The organism is Priestia sp. YIM B13491, assembly GCF_042787605.1.
Lineage (GTDB): Bacteria > Bacillota > Bacilli > Bacillales > Bacillaceae_H > Priestia > Priestia megaterium_E.
Genome location: NZ_JBHZOR010000001.1, coordinates 615,901 through 635,151 on the forward strand (window position 1 = coordinate 615,901; position 19,251 = coordinate 635,151).

The following is a 19,251-nucleotide window of genomic DNA, read 5'->3' on the forward strand; positions in this document are numbered from 1 at the left end:
CATTACTAATGACGTAATGAGACAACACGGAGGTGGCCTAGATGCCTTTAACCCCTTTGGATATTCATAACAAAGAGTTTAATCGCGGGTTTCGCGGATATGATGAAGATGAAGTAAATGAGTTTCTTGACCAAGTAATTAAAGACTATGAGCTGGTCATGCGTGATAAAAAGGAGTTAGAAGGAAGAGTATCTGAATTAACAGATCGTCTTGGACATTTTACTAACATTGAAGAAACGTTAAATAAATCAATTTTAATTGCTCAAGAAGCAGCGGAAGATGTGAAGCGAAACGCTGAAAAAGAAGCGAAGCTCATTATAAAAGAAGCAGAAAAAAATGCGGACCGTATTATTAACGAAGCACTGTCTAAGTCTCGTAAAATTGCGATGGACATTGAGGAGACGAAAAAGCAGTCTAAAGTATTTAGAACTCGTTTCAAAATGTTAATCGAAGCACAGCTTGAAATGTTAAACAGCGACGACTGGGATCAGCTGATGGATTATGAGATGCCAGCGCTAGAAGAAAAAATTGACTAGTCAAGACATCATCTTGACTTCTCACGTTTTGTTGTCATATAATTTGGTAACAGATGAAATTTCATATCAAACAGTACGGAGACAGGGACAGTAGCTTTTTTAGTTTGTCAAAGCGAATCGAGGATGGTGCGAGCTCGATAACAAGCAAAAAAGTGAAAATCACCCTAGAGTACCATTGCTGAACCGATGATAGTAAGCAGTGGCGGTTTATTCACGTTACGAATGCAAAGAGGATTTGCGTGCAGCAAATCTACTAGGGTGGTACCGCGGGAGGCCTTCTCGTCCCTTTTTGGGATGAGGAGGTCTTTTTGTTATGGTACAAAAAGATATGAAATTTACGTTTTTTTTTGGAGGGTAAAACATGGAATATAAAGATACATTATTGATGCCAAAAACTGAATTTCCGATGCGTGGAAATTTACCGAACCGCGAGCCTAAAATGCAAGAACAGTGGGCTGAAATGAATATTTATGAAAAAGTACAAAAACGTACGGAAGGCCGTCCGCTATTTGTCCTGCATGACGGACCTCCATATGCGAATGGCGATATTCACATGGGACATGCACTAAATAAAATTTTAAAAGATTTTATCGTTCGCTATAAGTCGATGTCAGGCTTCTGCGCACCTTATGTACCAGGCTGGGATACACACGGTTTGCCAATTGAAACAGCTTTAACAAAAAATAAAAAAGTAAACCGCAAAGAAATGACGGTAGCTGAGTTCCGTAAGCTTTGCGAACAGTATGCTTGGGAACAAGTAAACGGCCAGCGTGAGCAGTTCAAGCGTTTAGGCGTACGCGGAGATTGGGATAATCCATATGTAACGCTTCAGCCGCAGTACGAAGCGCAGCAAATCAAAGTGTTTGGTGACATGGCGAAAAAAGGCTACATCTACAAAGGGTTAAAACCTGTGTACTGGTCCCCTTCAAGTGAATCTGCTTTAGCAGAAGCGGAGATTGAGTACTATGACAAACGTTCAGCTTCTATTTACGTAGCGTTTAACGTAAAAGATGGTAAAGGTGTGCTTGAACAAGATGAAAAATTCATCATTTGGACGACAACACCATGGACAATGCCAGCTAACCAAGGGATTGCTGTCAATCCTGAGCTTCAGTACAGCGTAGTTGAAGCAGATGGAGCAAAATATGTAGTGGCAACTGAACTGATTGAAACAGTTGCTAAAGAAATTGAATGGGCTGACTATAAGACGGTTCGTACGGTAAAAGGTTCAGAACTTGAGCGTGTAGTAGCTGAGCATCCAATCTACAAGCGTGATTCATTAGTTGTTCTTGGCGATCATGTAACAACGGATGCTGGTACTGGGTGTGTTCATACAGCACCGGGACACGGGGAAGACGACTTTATCGTTGGTCAAAAATACGGTTTGGAAGTTCTTTGTCCAGTCGACAGTAAGGGTCATATGACGAATGAAGCACCAGGATTTGAAGGATTATTCTATGATAAAGCGAATAAGCCAATTACAGACAAATTAGAAGAAGAAGGCGCGCTGTTAAAATTAAGTTTCATTACCCACTCATACCCACATGACTGGCGTACAAAGAAACCAACAATTTTCCGTGCAACGGCACAGTGGTTTGCGTCTATTAAAGATTTCCGTGAAGATTTATTAAAAGCAGTAGAAAAAACAAAATGGGTGCCTACTTGGGGTGAAACGCGACTTTATAACATGGTGCGTGACCGCGGCGACTGGTGTATTTCTCGCCAACGTGCATGGGGCGTTCCGATTCCGGTATTTTATGCTGAAAATGATGAGCCAATCATTACGGACGAAACAATCGAACACGTATCAAATCTATTTAGAGAACATGGATCAAACGTATGGTTTGAGCGTGAAGCAAAAGACTTGCTTCCGGAAGGCTTTACTCATGAAGGAAGCCCAAATGGCCGCTTCACAAAAGAAACAGACATCATGGACGTATGGTTTGACTCTGGTTCTTCACATCAAGCTGTTCTGGAAGAACGTGAAGACTTACAGCGTCCGGCTGATTTGTATTTAGAAGGTTCTGACCAATACCGCGGCTGGTTTAATTCAAGTCTTTCTACAAGCGTAGCTGTAACGGGTGAAGCACCTTATAAAGGGGTACTTAGCCACGGATTTGCTTTAGACGGTGAAGGTCGCAAAATGAGTAAGTCATTAGGAAACGTTGTAATACCAGAAAAAGTAATGAAACAACTAGGTGCAGATATTTTACGTTTATGGGTAGCTTCTGTAGATTACCAAGCTGATGTTCGTGTATCTGATAACATTTTAAAACAAGTAGCAGAAGTATATCGTAAAATCCGCAACACGTTCCGTTTCTTACTAGGAAACTTAGCGGACTTTAATCCAACAACTGATGCTGTAGCTGTTGAAGACCTTCGTGAAGTAGACCGCTACATGCTTGTGAAGCTGAACAAATTAATTGATAAAGTGAAAAAATCTTATGATTCATATGAATTCTCAAGCATTTATCACGCAGTGCATAATTTCTGTACAATTGATATGAGTTCATTCTACTTAGACTTTGCAAAAGATGTATTGTACATCGAAGCAGAAAATAATGTAGAGCGTCGCAGCATTCAAACGGTCCTTTATGAAACGTTATTATCGTTAACGAAATTAGTGTCGCCAATTCTTTCTCATACAGCAGACGAAGTATGGGTTCACATTCCAAATGTAACGGAAGAAAGCGTGCAGCTAGTTGATATGCCAGAGGTTCAAGAAATCGAGGGAGCAGATCAATTAGTAGAGAAATGGGATGCATTTATGGAGCTTCGTGATGAAGTATTAAAAGCGCTAGAACAGGCTCGTAATGAAAAAGTAATCGGTAAGTCTTTAGAAGCAAAATTAACGCTGTATCCAACAGCAGATACGAAAGAACTGTTAGCATCTATTTCTGAAAATGTAGGTCAACTCTTCATCGTTTCAGATCTTGAGGTAGCAGAAGGTGAAGCACCTGCTGAAGCACAAAAATTCAGCTATGCTTCAATTGTTGTAAGTAAAGCAGAAGGTGAGAAGTGTGAGCGCTGCTGGGTTGTATCACCAACAGTTGGCGAAGATCAAGATCACCCGACTTTATGTACACGCTGTGCGGATGTTGTAAAAAATCACTACGTTCAGCAGTAATTAACAAAAACACGTCCTTTTTGGGCGTGTTTTTTGCTGTACGAAATTCCCAAATACAATGGTATAAAGCATTTAAAGCCTTAGGAAAAACTTGTGTTGTAGATTCGATGGAAAACTCGGTAAACCTAACATCATTAATACTTCATCTTATCAGCACAGGAGGCGTTTGCATGTATGAAAATTATCTTTCCATTGGACAGGAATTAGCTCTTATTAAAGAAGAATTACAAGATCGCCTATTGAGATATGCTACAGAACAATCTGGTTATATAGATGAAAAGGAACGTTACGTAATAGAAATGATTAAAGCCGATTTAAAAGATGTAGAACACGCGTTAGCAAAGCTTGACGTTGGTGCGTTTGGAATTGATGAACTAACTGGCGAAGTGATGTCTATTCATAAATTAAAAGTAATGCCGACGGCCCGCACAAATGAAGATTTATTTGTTTTATGGTGAGAAGCGAGAAAAAAAATGAATTATGTGCTAAAATGCTTTAGTATGGATTCGTTTGATTTTATTGCGGGAGGAAAACGTTTGTGTTTTATTATCTTATCGCTTTAGCTGTTATACTTATTGATCAGGTAACAAAATGGATGATTGTAAAAGAAATGTATTATGGACAAAGCATCACCGTAATTGAAAACTTTCTTTACATTACCTCTCATCGTAACAGAGGAGCCGCGTGGGGGATTTTACAAGGACAGATGTGGTTCTTTTATCTCATTACGGTGGTTGTGGTAGTCGGTTTAATAATTTATATTCAAAAGCTCAAAAAACAAGATAAATGGTTCGGTATTGCGCTAGCATTAATGTTAGGCGGCGCCATTGGAAACTTTATTGATCGAGTGGTCCGTAAAGAAGTAGTTGATTTCGTAAATACATACATCTTTACGTATGATTTTCCGATTTTTAACGTAGCTGATTCGGCACTTGTCGTCGGAGTAATCATCATGTTTATTATGACGCTGTTTGAAGGGAAAATGAAGAAGGAGCACAAAGAATGAATGTAATTGAAACAGTTATAAATGAAGAACAAGCGGGAGAACGTATTGATAAAGTACTTTCGACTGTAAATGCAGAATGGTCACGTTCACAAGTGCAGCAATGGATTAAAGAAGGTCACGCAAAAGTGAACGATAAAACCGTTAAAGGAAACTATAAATGTAAAACAGGAGACGCTATTATTATCGAAGTGCCGGAACTAGAAGAGCTTGATGTGGTAGCGGAAGAAATGAATTTAGATATTTATTATGAAGATCAAGATGTGCTTGTTGTAAATAAACCTCGCGGTATGGTTGTACATCCAGCTCCTGGTCATCATAGCGGTACGCTTGTAAATGGCCTAATGGCTCACTGTAAAGATTTATCCGGTATTAACGGCGTTATGCGCCCTGGTATCGTTCATCGAATTGATAAAGATACATCTGGTTTACTTATGATCGCAAAAAATGATTTAGCTCATGAATCACTAGTTAGTCAGCTTGTAGCTAAAACAGTGACGCGTCGTTATAAAGCTATCGTTCACGGAGTAATTGCGCACGATCACGGTACAATTGATGCGCCAATCGGCCGAGATAAGCAAGATCGTCAAAGCATGACGGTGACTGATGAAAACAGTCGTGATGCAGTGACGCACTTTACTGTATTGCAGCGTTTTAAAGATTTTTCACTAGTCGAATGTAAGCTAGAAACAGGGCGAACACACCAAATTCGCGTTCATATGAAGTATATTGGCTTTCCGCTTGCCGGGGATCCGAAGTACGGACCGAAAAAAACGCTTCCGATTGACGGACAAGCGCTTCATGCAGGTGTATTAGGCTTTATTCACCCTCGTACAAATGAATATATGGAATTTGAAGCACCGGCTCCAAAAGAGTTTAATGAGATGCTAGAGCTTATTGAAAAAAGAAGTTGACAACTGCCATAAGTGATGGCATACTTGTATTAACTTAATAAGAACCTTTAAGAACAGTCCAGAGAGGCTGAGAAGGAAACGGTGCAGAAAAGGCATACTTATAGCCTTTTTGAAGAAATATGTCTAAAACCAAATCCTCTTGCCTCAAGGCAAGAGGATTTTTTTATGTCAACAACTTGAGGTGAAAAACAGTGAACGTAAAAGCTACCGTACTTGACGAACAGGCTATTCGCCGCGCTTTAACTCGAATTGCACATGAGATTATTGAAAAGAATAAAGGAATCGAAAATTGTGTGCTAGTGGGGATTAAAACGCGAGGTATTTATATCGCAAAACGTTTAGCAGAACGAATTGCACAAATTGAAGGAAATACATTGCCAGTCGGAGAACTAGACATCACGCTTTACCGAGATGATTTATCGAAAGTAACAAGCAATGATGAGCCTCTCGTAAAAGGATCAGATATTCCGACAGATATTGCAAATAAGAACGTCATCTTAGTAGACGATGTGTTATATACGGGCCGTACGGTTCGAGCAGCACTTGATGCACTGATTGATATCGGTCGACCTGAACTCATTCAGCTGGCTGTTTTAGTGGATAGAGGGCACCGCGAGCTGCCGATTCGAGCAGACTATGTTGGCAAAAATGTACCGACAGCTAAAAGTGAAAAAATTGCGGTGCATTTAATGGAAGTAGACGAAAAAGACCACGTGTCTATTTACGAAAAATAAATTATATACCCTTTTAAATGGTAGTCCCGTGAGGCTGCAAAAGGGGGGTCACTATACAAGGAAAACTATACTGGGGTATAGCGTCTTCCTTGTATGCTGAAAACCTCTTTGCCTCTGCGTAAAGAGGTTTTTTAATAGTGATAGGAGGAAAAACATATGAGTCAACAACGAGATTTTGTACTTGATATACATGATAAACCAAAAGCAGTAAATTGGTTAACATTGAGTCTACAGCATTTGTTTGCAATGTTTGGGTCGACGGTGTTAGTGCCGTTCCTAGTCGGGTTCAGCCCGGCAATTGCTTTGATTTCAAGCGGGGTAGGAACGCTTGCTTTCCTGCTCATTACAAGAGGTCAAATTCCTTCTTATCTTGGTTCATCGTTCGCGTTCATCACGCCAATCATTTTCGCAAAAGCTTCGTTTGGACCTGAAGAAACGATGGTTGGCTGTTTCTTAGCTGGACTTGTTTATGGAATCGTTGCTTTGATTATAAAAGGAACAGGAATCAATTGGATTATGAAGCTGCTTCCTCCGGTTGTAGTAGGGCCAGTTATTATGGTTATAGGCTTAGGACTGGCTAATACAGCAGTAGGCATGGCTATGAACGATGCAAAAGGAAATTACAGCTTAACTTACCTGATGGTTGCGCTTGTGACACTAGCGATAACAGTTGCTTGCTCAATCTTCTTTAAAAACATTATCAGCCTGATTCCGGTACTGATGGGAATTATCGGCGGATACATCTTTGCTTATACACAAGGATTGGTAGACTTTTCAAAGGTAGTGAAAGCAGAGTGGATTGAAGTACCTCACTTCTACGTGCCGTTCGTCACATACACGCCGTCCATTTCACTGGGGATTGTGCTTATCATGGTACCTGTAGCAGTCGTAACACTTTCAGAACATATCGGACACATTCTCGTCTTAAATAAGATTGTGGATCGAAACTATATTGAAAAGCCAGGGCTGCACAGATCGATTTTAGGAGACGGAGTAGCAACTATGCTTGCTGCACTGATCGGCGGACCGCCAAATACAACATACGGTGAGAACATCGGAGTGTTAGCCATCACAAAGGTGCTTAGCGTATTTGTGATAGCAGGAGCAGCAGTCTTCGCGATTTTGTTCGGGTTTGTCGGAAAAATCAACGCTCTTATTTCAAGTATACCAACCCCGGTCATGGGCGGGATTTCAATTCTCTTATTCGGAATCATTGCTTCATCAGGCTTGCGCATGATGGTGGATGCAAAGGTAGACCTTGGATCAAAACGAAACTTAATGATTGCTTCGATTATCTTAGTGTTAGGAATCGGAGGAGCACACTTAGATATCTCAGAACATGTAAAGATTGATAGCATGGCATTGTCTGCCATCATGGGAGTTCTGCTGAATCTAGTTCTGCCGAAAGAGAAGATAAAAGAAGCAGAAAATGTTCAACAAACGTCAGCACGAAAAATTTCATAGAACGCCTTTTAATTGAAATCCAGAGAGGTTTCTAAGGGTGTGTGAAAAGCGCGTTATAGACGAAGCTTGTTTTCTTACACCCTTTCTAAGTTAGAAAGGGTGTTTTTTATAAAGAAATGCGAGGAAAGCAAAAATGGAGGGAATCGATATGAAACATTTAGTGACAGTCTCAACACTAGAAACAAATGAAATTCTAGAGATTTTAGACAGCGCTGAAAACTATCGAACGAATAAACAAGGATGGAAACCGGAAGAGAAAATGTTTGTTGCCAACTTATTTTTCGAAGCGAGCACGCGTACTCGATGCAGCTTTGAAATGGCAGAACAGCAGCTAGGATTAACAACAATTCCGTTTGAAGTAACAACTTCAAGCGTCCAAAAAGGAGAAACGCTTTATGACACGATTGAAACATTAGCTTCAATCGGCGTTCAGTCAGTTGTTATTCGCCACCCGCAAGATCGTTATTATGAAGCACTGCAGGAAAAAGTATCGATTCCCATCATTAATGCAGGAGACGGATGCGGTCAGCATCCAACTCAGTGTCTGCTTGATCTACTGACGATTCGCCAAGAGTTCGGCTCGTTTAAAGGATTAAAAGTCGCAATAGTCGGAGATTTGCGACATAGCCGCGTAGCGAGATCGAATGCTGAAATGCTGACAAAACTAGGGGCGACCGTATATTTTGCGGGACCTGAAGAATGGAAAGATGAAGAGAACAGACACGGTACATATCTTGATATCGATGAAGCAATCGAAACGGTCGATGTTGTGATGCTGCTGCGTATTCAATTTGAAAGGCATGAAGAGAACACTTCAGAGCTTGCACAGAACTACCACAGCCGCTTCGGATTAACCGTTGAACGAGAGCGGAAAATGAAATCACATAGCATTATCCTTCATCCAGCTCCTGTAAACAGAGGAGTCGAAATTGCAGATGAGCTCGTTGAATGTGAACGCTCAAGAATTTTTAAACAAATGCAAAATGGCGTGTACATTCGCATGGCAGTATTAGCAAGAGCGCTACAACCAATTGAAAGGGGACTTAATAATGACAACAATTATCAAAAATGCTACATGGTTAAATAAAGGGAAAATTGAAAAAGTCGAACTGAAAATTGAAAATGGTGTAATTGCTGAAATAGCTTCACACATCGACGTACAGAATGAAGAAGTCATTGATGCAGGCGGGAACTTCTTATCACCGGGTTTAATCGATGTCCACGTTCACTTGCGCGAGCCAGGGGGAGAAAAGAAAGAAACGATTGAAACGGGTACTTTAGCAGCGGCAAAGGGCGGTTTTACAGCAATTGCTGCAATGCCAAACACGCGTCCAGTTCCGGATACGGTTGAACAAATGGAGTGGGTAAACAAGCGTATTGAAGAAACAGCACATGTTCGCGTATTGCCATACGCATCGATTACCACTCGCCAATTAGGAAAAGAACTAACGGACTTTGAAGGCTTAAAAGAAGCAGGCGCATTTGCTTTTACAGATGATGGAGTAGGCGTTCAGTCAACAGGAATGATGCTGGAAGCGATGAAGAAAGCCGCTTCATTAAATAAAGCAATCGTTGCACACTGTGAAGATAATGATTTAATCAACAAAGGCTGCGTCCACGACGGAAAATTTGCAAAAGAACATGGATTAAACGGTATTCCTTCTATCTGCGAAGCCGTTCAAATTGCACGAGATGTCCTGCTTGCTGAAGCAGCAAACTGTCACTACCATGTGTGTCACGTAAGTACAAAAGAATCCATTCGCGCCATTCGGGATGCGAAAAAAGCAGGCATTCGCGTAACCGCAGAAGTAACGCCTCATCATTTACTGCTAAATGAGGAAGACATCCCTGGGCTTGATTCAAACTTTAAAATGAATCCGCCGCTTCGAGGAAAAGATGATCAACAGGCATTAATTGAAGCTTTATTAGACGGAACGCTTGATTTTATCGCCACTGATCATGCACCGCATACAGCGGACGAAAAAGCAGAAGGCATGGAGCTTGCGCCGTTTGGAATTGTAGGACTTGAAACAGCTTTCCCGCTTCTTTATACAAACTTGGTATTAAAAGAAGTAATAACGCTAGAGCAGCTAGTATCATATTTAACAAACAAGCCTGCTGACACGTTCAACCTTCCTTATGGCACCATCGAAGTAGGGAAACCAGCAGATTTAACTATCATTGATCTTGAAACAGAAAAAACAATTAATCCAGAAGAATTTGTATCAAAAGGTAAAAATACGCCGTTTGCTAACTGGGTATGCAAAGGTTGGCCGGTAATGACATTAGTAGAAGGTAAACGAGTATGGGAGGATGTTAAAGCATGCAACGTCAACTAATTTTAGAAGATGGAACAGTATTTATCGGAAAAGGATTCGGCAGCGACAGAGAAATGACAGGAGAAGTTGTTTTCAACACGGGAATGACAGGATATCAAGAAATTCTATCTGATCCATCATACTGTGCACAAATTGTGACATTAACATATCCTTTAATCGGAAACTACGGTATTAACCGCGATGACTTTGAGTCGATTGAACCAGCTGTACACGGTTTGATTGTAAAAGAAGTTTGTGATGCTCCTTCAAACTTCAGAAGCGAACTATCAGTAGATGAATTTTTAAAACAAAAAGATATTCCAGGATTAGCTGGAATCGACACGAGGAAATTAACGCGAAAAATTCGTCAGCACGGTGCGCTTCGCGGACGCGTGTGCAACATGGAAGTCAATGTAGAAGAAGTGGTAGCACAGCTTCAAAATCATGAACTTCCGACTGATTCAGTTAAAAAAGTATCAACAGTGAAGCCTTACCCAAGCCCAGGCAGAGGTAAAAAAGTGGTACTCGTTGACTTTGGAATGAAACACGGAATTTTACGCGAATTAACAGCTCGTCAATGCGACGTGATTGTGGTTCCTTATAACGTAACTGCGCAAGAAATTCTTCAATTAAATCCAGATGGTATCATGTTGAGCAACGGACCTGGAGACCCAAAAGACGTACCTGAAGCAATCGAGATGATTCAAGGGGTTTTAGGAAAGGTTCCTCTTTTCGGAATTTGTTTAGGACATCAGCTGTTTGCGCTAGCATGCGGAGCAGATACAGAAAAAATGAAATTTGGTCATCGTGGATCCAACCATCCTGTAAAGGATCTAAAAACCAATAAAGTAGCTCTTACATCTCAAAACCACGGCTATACAGTATGTGAGCCATCTCTTGTCAACACGCCATTAGAAGTGACGCACGTTGCGCTTAACGATGGAACAGTTGAAGGAGTAAAGCATAAAGAATATCCGGCATTTACGGTTCAATATCACCCTGAAGCATCACCGGGACCTGAAGATGCAAACGGATTGTTCAACGAATTTATGGATCTTATGAAAAACAATCAGAAAGTAGGTAATTGCTAATGCCAAAACGTCAAGATATTAACACAATTCTCGTAATCGGATCAGGACCAATCGTCATCGGACAGGCGGCAGAGTTTGACTATGCAGGAGCGCAAGCGTGTATTGCGCTAAAAGAAGAAGGATACAAAGTTATTCTTGTGAACTCCAATCCTGCAACAATCATGACAGACTCAGAAATGGCAGATAAAGTATATATTGAACCTCTAACGGTTGAATTTGTAAGCTCAATTATTCGTAAAGAACGCCCGGATGCACTGCTTCCAACGCTTGGCGGTCAAACGGGACTGAACTTAGCGGTAGAATTACACGAAACGGGTATTTTAGAAGAATTGAATGTAGAAATTCTCGGGACAAAATTATCGGCGATTGAACAAGCTGAAGACCGTGAGCAGTTCCGTTCACTAATGAATGAACTAAATCAGCCTGTCCCAGCAAGTGAAATCATTCATTCGCTAGACGAAGCGTATGCGTTTGTTGAACAAGTAAACTATCCCGTAATCGTGCGTCCTGCTTATACGCTTGGCGGTACGGGAGGCGGAATTTGTAACAACGAGCAAGAGTTGATTGAAATTGTAACAAGTGGATTAAAACACAGTCCTGTAACACAGTGCTTACTTGAGAAAAGCATTGCAGGCTTTAAAGAAATTGAATATGAAGTAATGCGCGATGCAAACGATAATGCGATTGTAGTATGTAATATGGAAAACTTTGATCCGGTCGGTATTCATACGGGAGATTCAATTGTTGTAGCACCAAGCCAAACGCTAAGCGACCGTGAGTATCAGCTGCTTAGAAATGCGTCACTAACAATTATCCGAGCGCTTAAAATCGAAGGCGGATGTAACGTTCAGCTAGCACTAGATCCAGAAAGCTTCCAGTATTACGTAATTGAAGTAAACCCTCGCGTAAGCCGCTCATCGGCTTTAGCATCAAAAGCAACAGGGTATCCAATTGCAAAATTAGCAGCAAAAATTGCGGTAGGCTTAACATTAGATGAAATGATGAACCCGGTAACTGGGAAGACATACGCATGTTTCGAACCGGCACTAGATTACATCGTATCTAAAATTCCACGCTGGCCGTTTGATAAATTTGAATCAGCTAATCGTAAACTAGGTACACAGATGAAGGCAACAGGTGAAGTAATGGCAATTGGCCGCACGTTCGAAGAGTCAATTTTAAAAGCCGTACGCTCACTTGAGTCAAACGTTCATCACTTAGAACTGAAAGATGCGCATGAATTTGATGATGCCATTATTGAAAAACGTATTCGCAAAGCTGGTGATGAGCGATTATTCTACATCGCAGAAGCCATTCGCCGCGGCGTAACAATTCAACAAATTCATGACTGGAGCAAAATCGATCTCTTCTTCTTAGTAAAACTTGAAAAAGTGATTGCTTTTGAAAATGTGTTAAAAGAAGAGATTCATAACGTAGAAGTTTTACAGGAAGCAAAAGAAATGGGATTTGCAGACTGCACGATTGCTAAGCTATGGAATCAAACAGAGCGTGAAGTATATGACTTCCGCAAACAAAATGGCGTGATGCCAGTGTACAAAACAGTAGATACATGTGCAGCAGAATTTGAATCTACAACACCATATTTTTACGGTACGTTTGAAGATGAAAACGAATCGATTGTTACAGATCGTAAAAGCGTTGTGGTGTTAGGGTCAGGACCAATCCGCATCGGGCAAGGAATTGAGTTTGACTATGCAACAGTTCACTCCGTGTGGGCGATTAAAGAAGCTGGATACGAGGCGATTATTGTCAATAACAATCCAGAAACAGTATCAACTGACTTCAGTATTTCAGATAAATTATACTTCGAGCCGCTGACGATTGAAGATGTGATGCATATCATCGATTTAGAAAAACCAGAAGGTGTGGTTGTACAGTTCGGTGGTCAAACAGCAATCAACTTAGCAGACGAGCTAGAAGCAAGAGGGGTCAAGATTTTAGGAACGTCGCTTGAAAGCTTAGATGCAGCGGAAGACCGTAAAAAATTCGAAGCGACGCTAGCGCGTTTAGAAGTACCTCAGCCGCTTGGAAAGACGGTTACATCCGTAGAAGAAGCAGTGGTTGTGGCAAAAGAAATTGGTTATCCGGTGCTTGTACGACCTTCATATGTACTAGGCGGACGCGCAATGGAAATTGTGTATAAAGAAGAAGAACTGCTTCACTATATGAAATACGCGGTAAAAGTACACGCAGATCACCCTGTGTTAATCGACCGCTACTTAACTGGAAAAGAAATTGAAGTCGATGCCATTTCAGACGGTGAAACAGTGGTTATTCCAGGGATTATGGAACATGTAGAGCGCGCCGGTGTACACTCAGGTGACTCCATTGCTGTATATCCACCGCAAACTCTGTCACAGGATGTAAAAGATACAATCATTGATTACACAACACGTATTGCAAAAGGCTTAAACATTATTGGACTGCTCAACATTCAGTTCGTCTTATCAAAAGGAGAAGTGTTTGTTCTTGAAGTAAATCCTCGTTCAAGCCGTACGGTGCCGTTCTTAAGTAAAATTACGCGTATTCCGATGGCGAATGTCGCAACAAAAGTTATTTTAGGAACAAGTTTGCAAGAGCTTGGCTATGAATCAGGCATGCACCCTGAAGAAGAAGGCGTCTACGTAAAAGTGCCGGTCTTCTCATTTGCAAAGCTGCGTCGCGTAGATATTACGCTTGGACCTGAAATGAAATCTACTGGAGAAGTAATGGGGCAAGATTCAACGTACGAAAAAGCATTATATAAAGGACTAATTGCGTCAGGTATGTCCATTAAGCCGTACGGTTCAGTACTTATGACAGTAGCGGATAAAGACAAAGAAGAGGCAACAGCGCTGGCGAAGCGTTTTGCTAACATCGGCTACCAGGTGATTGCAACGGAAGGAACAGCTTCAACGTTTACAAAAGAAGACATTCGCGTAAAAGTAGTAAATAAAATTCATCATGAAGATCACAATCTTTTAGATGTGATACGAAAAGGTGAAGCGCAGCTTGTCATCAACACGCTAACAAAAGGAAAACAGCCTGCGCGTGACGGATTTAAAATTCGCCGTGAAGCAGTTGAAAATGGTGTACCTTGCTTAACATCACTTGATACAGCAGAAGCGATTTTACGAGTGCTTGAAACGATCAGCTTCCATACAACACCAATGAAAAAAGTTCGTCCAACTAAAGAGGTGACAACCGTATGATCAAACATGAAATGATGCAAGTCGTCAGTCAGCGACCGTTAACACACAATGTATATGAATTAACCCTTCAAGGCGAGCTTGTTCGTTTCATGAATGAGCCGGGGCAGTTTGTGCATATCCGCGTTAACAACGACTATTTGCCGCTGCTTCGCAGACCAATCAGTATTGCAGAAATTGACCAAACGCACGAACAGTTTACGATGATTTACCGTGCAGAAGGGGCGGGAACATCGCTGCTTGCCGAAAAACAAGCCGGACAGTCGATTGACGTGTTAGGTCCGCTTGGCCACGGTTTTCCATTGGAAGCGATAGAGTCAGGTCAAACGGCTTTATTAGTAGGGGGAGGCATTGGAGTGCCTCCGCTCTATGAGCTTTCAAAAAGACTTCGTGAAAAAGGCGTGCAGGTTATTCACGTCTTAGGCTTTCAATCAAAGGCAGACGTATTTTACGAGCGAGAGTTTTTAGCTTTAGGAGAAACATATATTGCAACGGTAGACGGCTCTTACGGAACAAAAGGTTTTGTCACAACGGTGATTGACGAGCAGCAGTTTTCATATGACGTTATGTTTTCATGCGGTCCAACTCCGATGTTAAAAGCACTAGAAAATAATTATACAAACAAGCCGCTTTATATTTCTTTAGAAGAAAGAATGGGTTGTGGAATCGGCGCTTGTTTTGCATGTGTATGCAGAGAAAGTGAAGATTCTACGGCGTATAAAAAAATCTGCAGCGACGGTCCCGTCTTTCAAGCAGGGGAGGTGCTTCTATGAGTATGCTAAAAACGACATTGCCAGGATTAGATTTGAAAAATCCAATTATGCCAGCATCCGGCTGTTTTGGATTTGGGCGTGAGTATGCTCAATTTTATTCACTTGATGCACTTGGAGCCATTATGATTAAAGCGACTACTGCGGACACTCGTTTTGGCAATCCAACTCCTCGCGTAGCGGAAACATCTGCAGGAATGTTAAATGCGATTGGATTACAAAATCCTGGGTTAGAAAAAGTAATGAACGAAGAGCTCGTTTGGCTTCAGCAATATGACGTGCCGATTATCGCGAACGTAGCCGGTGCTTCAATTGAAGAATATGTGCACGTGGCAAAAGAAATTTCAACGGTATCAAATGTAAAAGCACTTGAATTGAATATTTCATGTCCTAACGTAAAAGAAGGCGGAATTGCGTTTGGCGTAGATCCTGTCATTGCTGCTCGTTTAACGAAAGCGGTAAAAGATGTTTCAAATGTTCCAGTTTATGTTAAACTATCACCAAACGTATCCAATATTGTAGACATGGCGATGGCTGTTGAAGAAGCCGGCGCGGATGGCTTAACGATGATCAATACGCTTCTCGGGATGCGTCTGGATTTGAAAACAGCTCAGCCGGTTTTAGCGAACGGCACAGGCGGACTGTCAGGCCCATCCATTAAACCTGTAGCGATTCGAATGGTATATGAAGTGAGTCAAAAAGTGAACATTCCAATTATCGGTATGGGCGGAGTGACAACTGCTGAAGATGCACTCGAGTTCCTATATGCAGGTGCAAGTGCAGTGGCGGTTGGTACAGCAAACTTTGTTGACCCGTATGTATGTCCAACCATCATTGACGAACTGCCAAGGCTATTAACATCATTAGGATACGAGCATGTTTCAGAATGTATCGGAAGGAGCTGGAAAAAGCGTGAAGCAACCGTTAATCATTGCTCTTGATTTTTCATCAATTAACGATGTACAGCAGTTTTTAATGCCTTTTCAACAAGAGTCATTGTTTGTGAAAGTAGGCATGGAACTGTTTTATAAAGAAGGGTTATCCATTATTTCTGCATTAAAAGAGCAAAACCACCAAATCTTTTTAGACTTAAAGCTTCATGATATTCCCAATACGGTAAAGCAAGGGATGAAGTCTTTAGCTTCTCTTGAAGTGGATTTGGTTAACGTTCACGCAGCGGGCGGAATGAACATGATGCAAGCAGCCGTTGAAGGACTTGACTTAGGAACCGCTGCGGGCAAAAAACGCCCGGATTGTATTGCGGTTACTCAGCTAACGAGTACATCTGATGAAATGCTAAAAGAGCAGCAGCTCATTACACATTCGATGCAAGAAGTGGTTACGCATTATGCAGCGCTTGCTAAAAAAAGTGGACTTGACGGCGTTGTATGTTCTACTCATGAGGTGCCTTCGATTCGAAACGCAGCAGGAGAGGACTTTTTGACCGTAACGCCGGGTATTCGTATGGGCACAGATTCAGTAGATGACCAAGTCCGTGTGGCAACACCTCAGCTAGCGAGAGAATATGGCTCAAGTGCCATTGTCGTTGGACGTTCTATTACTAAAGCAAAAGACCCGCTTAAAGCATATTATGAGATGTTACAGCAGTGGAAAGGGGAGCGTATTACGCGATGACAAAACTACGAAAAGAAATTGCAAAACAATTAATTGATATTGAGGCAGTAAGCCTTCAACCAAACGCGCCGTTTACATGGGCCTCTGGAATTAAGTCACCTATTTATTGTGACAACCGTCTAACGCTTAGCTACCCGAAAGTGCGAAAAGAAATTGCAAAAGGTCTGCAGCATTTAATTAAAACGTATTTTTCCAATGCAGAAGTGATTGCTGGTACCGCTACAGCTGGTATCCCTCATGCAGCGTGGGTAAGTGAAGCGCTAGAGCTTCCAATGTGCTATGTGCGAAGCAAAGCAAAAGAACATGGCCAAGGAAATCAAATCGAAGGAAAAGTAACAAAAGGTCAAAAAGTAGTTGTGATTGAAGATTTGATTTCAACTGGCGGAAGTGTGTTTACAGCAGTGGATGCATTAAAAGCGCAGGGATGTGAAGTGCTGGGAGTTGTGTCTATCTTTACATATGAGCTGGAAAAAGCGCGTCAGCTGTTTAAAGAAAAAGAACTTCAAGTTTATTCGCTAACAGACTACTCTACGCTAGTAGAAGCGGCAAACGAAGCGGGATACATTGAAGAAGAAGCGATGGACAAGCTATTTAAATGGCGTGAAAACCCTTCAGACCCTTCATGGATGAACTAAACTCAATAAAAACCCCCTTTTCTATATAGAAAGGGGGTTTTTATTATGACTGACGCAGCTTCAGTACAAGTTCTTCGCTAGGCGTTACGTACACCGTTTGCTGGTTATCGTACGTCACAAAACCAGGCTTGGCACCGCTTGGTTTTTTTACGTGGCGAATTTTTGTATAGTCCACGGGTACCGAACTTGAATTTTTAGCTTTACTAAAGTAAGCAGCAAGGTGAGCCGCTTCTAAAATGGTTTCTTCTGAAGGCTCTTGGCTGCGGATAACAACGTGAGAACCCGGTATATCTTTTGTATGAAACCAAATGTCATCACGAGCAGCAAGGCGATTTGTTAAATACTCATTTTGCTTATTGTTTTTGCCAACTAAAATCGTCGTGCCGTCGCTTGAAACGTATTGTTCAAGTGTAGGCGTGGTGTTTTTTTGTTTTTTTGCTTGTTTTTGCTGACGGTTGCGCAAATATCCTTCTTCCACAAGCTCTTCACGAATCTCAGCAATGTCTTTGTGAGTAGCAGTATCCATTTGCTGAATAAGTGATTCAAAATACTGTACTTCTTCGTTTGCTTTTTCAATTTGTTCGATTACAATCGAAACGGAATTTTTCGCTTTTTGATACTTTGTGAAATAGCTTTGAGCATTTTGAGACGGTGATTTTTGCGGGTCTAATGAAATCGTAAGTGTACCGCTATTTTCATCATAATAATTAATAACGTCCACTTTCGCATCTCCTTTTTTGACAAGGTGTAAATTTGCGATAAGGAGTTCACCGGCTAGCTGGTAATCAGATGCTTTTTCTGCATTTTGCAGCGTTTGCTCAAGCTTTTTTATTTTTTTCTCATTTTTCTTTTTCTCGGTAGAGATAAACTGTACTAAATCATGCGCTTGCTGCTTTACACGATCTCGCTCTGCTTTCCCGTAGTAATAGCGGTCAAGAAGCTCACTGATGGTTGCATACGTTTTTTTCGTACCCTCTAAATGCGTTAATTCCAGTAAATAAAAGTAGTCTTTTTGATTAACGGTTGTCAGAGTCGGTGTAAACTGACCTTCTTTTATCAGCGTCATCGTTTCGACGAATGATTTTGGAAGGGTAGAACGATTCGCTAAGCCAGAGCGAAACACCACTTCATTTGCAATTAAAGGAGAAAGCCCCGAGAAGGTTTGCACTAGCTGGGTGGCTAACTTTCCGCTATTAAAATCAATTTTTTTAACCACGGTTTCCTCATCCGCTTCAAATGGGTGAAGCTTATCTTGGCTAGGAGGCAGTACGTAAGGTGCTCCGGGCAGAAGCGTACGGTGCCTGTTCAAGGCCATTGGAACGTGTTTAATGCTGTCGATAATCGTTTGTTTTTCTTTATCTACAAGCACAACATTACTATGTCTTCCCATGATTTCAATAATAAGCTGCTTGTACGTCACGTCGCCAATTTCATTTCGTCCTTTTGTTTCAATGACTAAAATGCGGTCTAATCCAAGCTGATACACTTGTTCAATAATGCTTCCTTCTAAATGTTTGCGAAGAAGCATACAAAACATAGGAGGCTCAGATGGATTTTCATAGGGCTCATTTGTAAAATGAACGCGTGAATAGTTAGGGTGAGCTGAGATTAAAAGTTTGCGGTTTTCACCTTTAGCGCGTACTTGTAAAATCAACTCGTTTGGAAACGGCTGATATATTTTTGAAATTCGTCCTGAAACCAAGGTCTCAGATAATTCTTGTAAAATGCCATATGTAAAAATACCATCAAATGACATAGTGCTCACATCCTTAAGTAATTGAAAATTGTCCTATAGAAAAGTATAGCATTTTTTAG

Annotated in this window: 16 protein-coding genes and 1 other annotated feature; of the genes, 15 read left to right on the forward strand and 1 reads right to left on the reverse strand. The window is 41.3% G+C overall.

Annotated features, from left to right (window positions below; genetic code table 11):
* Positions 1-41: 41 nt before the first annotated feature.
* From ACFX4E_RS03195 to pyrE, 15 genes are all read left to right on the forward strand, one after another.
* Positions 42-536 carry a DivIVA domain-containing protein gene (locus tag ACFX4E_RS03195; RefSeq protein ID WP_013058945.1) on the forward strand — a complete coding sequence of 165 codons (495 nt, stop codon included), beginning with the start codon at positions 42-44 and terminating at the stop codon, positions 534-536.
* A 69-nt stretch (positions 537-605) separates the two neighbouring features.
* Positions 606-826: a binding site (T-box leader), on the forward strand.
* A 71-nt stretch (positions 827-897) separates the two neighbouring features.
* Complete coding sequence (gene ileS / locus ACFX4E_RS03200; RefSeq protein WP_028410772.1) at positions 898-3,663, forward strand: isoleucine--tRNA ligase; 2,766 nt, start codon at positions 898-900, stop codon at positions 3,661-3,663.
* Between the two features lie 170 nt (positions 3,664-3,833).
* Positions 3,834-4,121 carry a conjugal transfer protein TraR gene (locus tag ACFX4E_RS03205; protein ID WP_013084845.1) on the forward strand — a complete coding sequence of 96 codons (288 nt, stop codon included), beginning with the start codon at positions 3,834-3,836 and terminating at the stop codon, positions 4,119-4,121.
* A gap of 80 nt (positions 4,122-4,201) precedes the next feature.
* Positions 4,202-4,669 carry a signal peptidase II gene (gene lspA / locus ACFX4E_RS03210; protein ID WP_013084844.1) on the forward strand — a complete coding sequence of 156 codons (468 nt, stop codon included), beginning with the start codon at positions 4,202-4,204 and terminating at the stop codon, positions 4,667-4,669.
* Complete coding sequence (locus ACFX4E_RS03215) at positions 4,666-5,580, forward strand: RluA family pseudouridine synthase (RefSeq protein WP_028410773.1); 915 nt, start codon at positions 4,666-4,668, stop codon at positions 5,578-5,580. The genes lspA and ACFX4E_RS03215 overlap by 4 nt, the downstream gene beginning before the upstream one ends.
* A gap of 191 nt (positions 5,581-5,771) precedes the next feature.
* A complete protein-coding gene (gene pyrR / locus ACFX4E_RS03220) occupies positions 5,772-6,314 on the forward strand; it encodes a bifunctional pyr operon transcriptional regulator/uracil phosphoribosyltransferase PyrR (protein ID WP_013058940.1) in 543 nt (180 codons plus the stop codon).
* Between the two features lie 156 nt (positions 6,315-6,470).
* The gene (locus ACFX4E_RS03225; protein WP_025750364.1) at positions 6,471-7,778 is read left to right on the forward strand and encodes a uracil-xanthine permease family protein; all 1,308 of its coding nucleotides are present in this window, start codon (positions 6,471-6,473) and stop codon (positions 7,776-7,778) included.
* 148 nt (positions 7,779-7,926) lie between these two features.
* Positions 7,927-8,865, forward strand: a complete 939-nt coding sequence (locus ACFX4E_RS03230) for an aspartate carbamoyltransferase catalytic subunit (RefSeq protein WP_013058938.1) — start codon at positions 7,927-7,929, stop codon at positions 8,863-8,865.
* A complete protein-coding gene (locus tag ACFX4E_RS03235) occupies positions 8,828-10,117 on the forward strand; it encodes a dihydroorotase (protein ID WP_028410774.1) in 1,290 nt (429 codons plus the stop codon). Before ACFX4E_RS03230 ends, ACFX4E_RS03235 begins: the two co-directional genes overlap by 38 nt.
* Positions 10,102-11,187: a carbamoyl phosphate synthase small subunit gene (locus ACFX4E_RS03240; RefSeq protein WP_028410775.1), complete on the forward strand. Its 1,086-nt coding sequence runs from the start codon at positions 10,102-10,104 to the stop codon at positions 11,185-11,187. Before ACFX4E_RS03235 ends, ACFX4E_RS03240 begins: the two co-directional genes overlap by 16 nt.
* Complete coding sequence (gene carB, locus ACFX4E_RS03245) at positions 11,187-14,399, forward strand: carbamoyl-phosphate synthase large subunit (protein WP_377237894.1); 3,213 nt, start codon at positions 11,187-11,189, stop codon at positions 14,397-14,399. The genes ACFX4E_RS03240 and carB overlap by 1 nt, the downstream gene beginning before the upstream one ends.
* Positions 14,396-15,169, forward strand: coding sequence for a dihydroorotate dehydrogenase electron transfer subunit (locus tag ACFX4E_RS03250; RefSeq protein ID WP_013084838.1), 774 nt, complete (start codon positions 14,396-14,398; stop codon positions 15,167-15,169). The genes carB and ACFX4E_RS03250 overlap by 4 nt, the downstream gene beginning before the upstream one ends.
* Entirely contained in the window at positions 15,166-16,107 is a 942-nt protein-coding gene (locus ACFX4E_RS03255; RefSeq protein WP_016765435.1) for a dihydroorotate dehydrogenase, read from the forward strand. Before ACFX4E_RS03250 ends, ACFX4E_RS03255 begins: the two co-directional genes overlap by 4 nt.
* The gene (gene pyrF / locus ACFX4E_RS03260) at positions 16,079-16,801 is read left to right on the forward strand and encodes an orotidine-5'-phosphate decarboxylase (protein WP_028410778.1); all 723 of its coding nucleotides are present in this window, start codon (positions 16,079-16,081) and stop codon (positions 16,799-16,801) included. Before ACFX4E_RS03255 ends, pyrF begins: the two co-directional genes overlap by 29 nt.
* The gene (pyrE, locus tag ACFX4E_RS03265; RefSeq protein WP_028410779.1) at positions 16,798-17,436 is read left to right on the forward strand and encodes an orotate phosphoribosyltransferase; all 639 of its coding nucleotides are present in this window, start codon (positions 16,798-16,800) and stop codon (positions 17,434-17,436) included. The genes pyrF and pyrE overlap by 4 nt, the downstream gene beginning before the upstream one ends.
* Positions 17,437-17,479: 43 nt before the next feature.
* Here pyrE and ACFX4E_RS03270 read toward each other — a convergent pair whose 3' ends face one another.
* A complete protein-coding gene (locus tag ACFX4E_RS03270; protein ID WP_377237893.1) occupies positions 17,480-19,192 on the reverse strand; it encodes an Rqc2 family fibronectin-binding protein in 1,713 nt (570 codons plus the stop codon).
* Positions 19,193-19,251 lie beyond the last annotated feature (59 nt).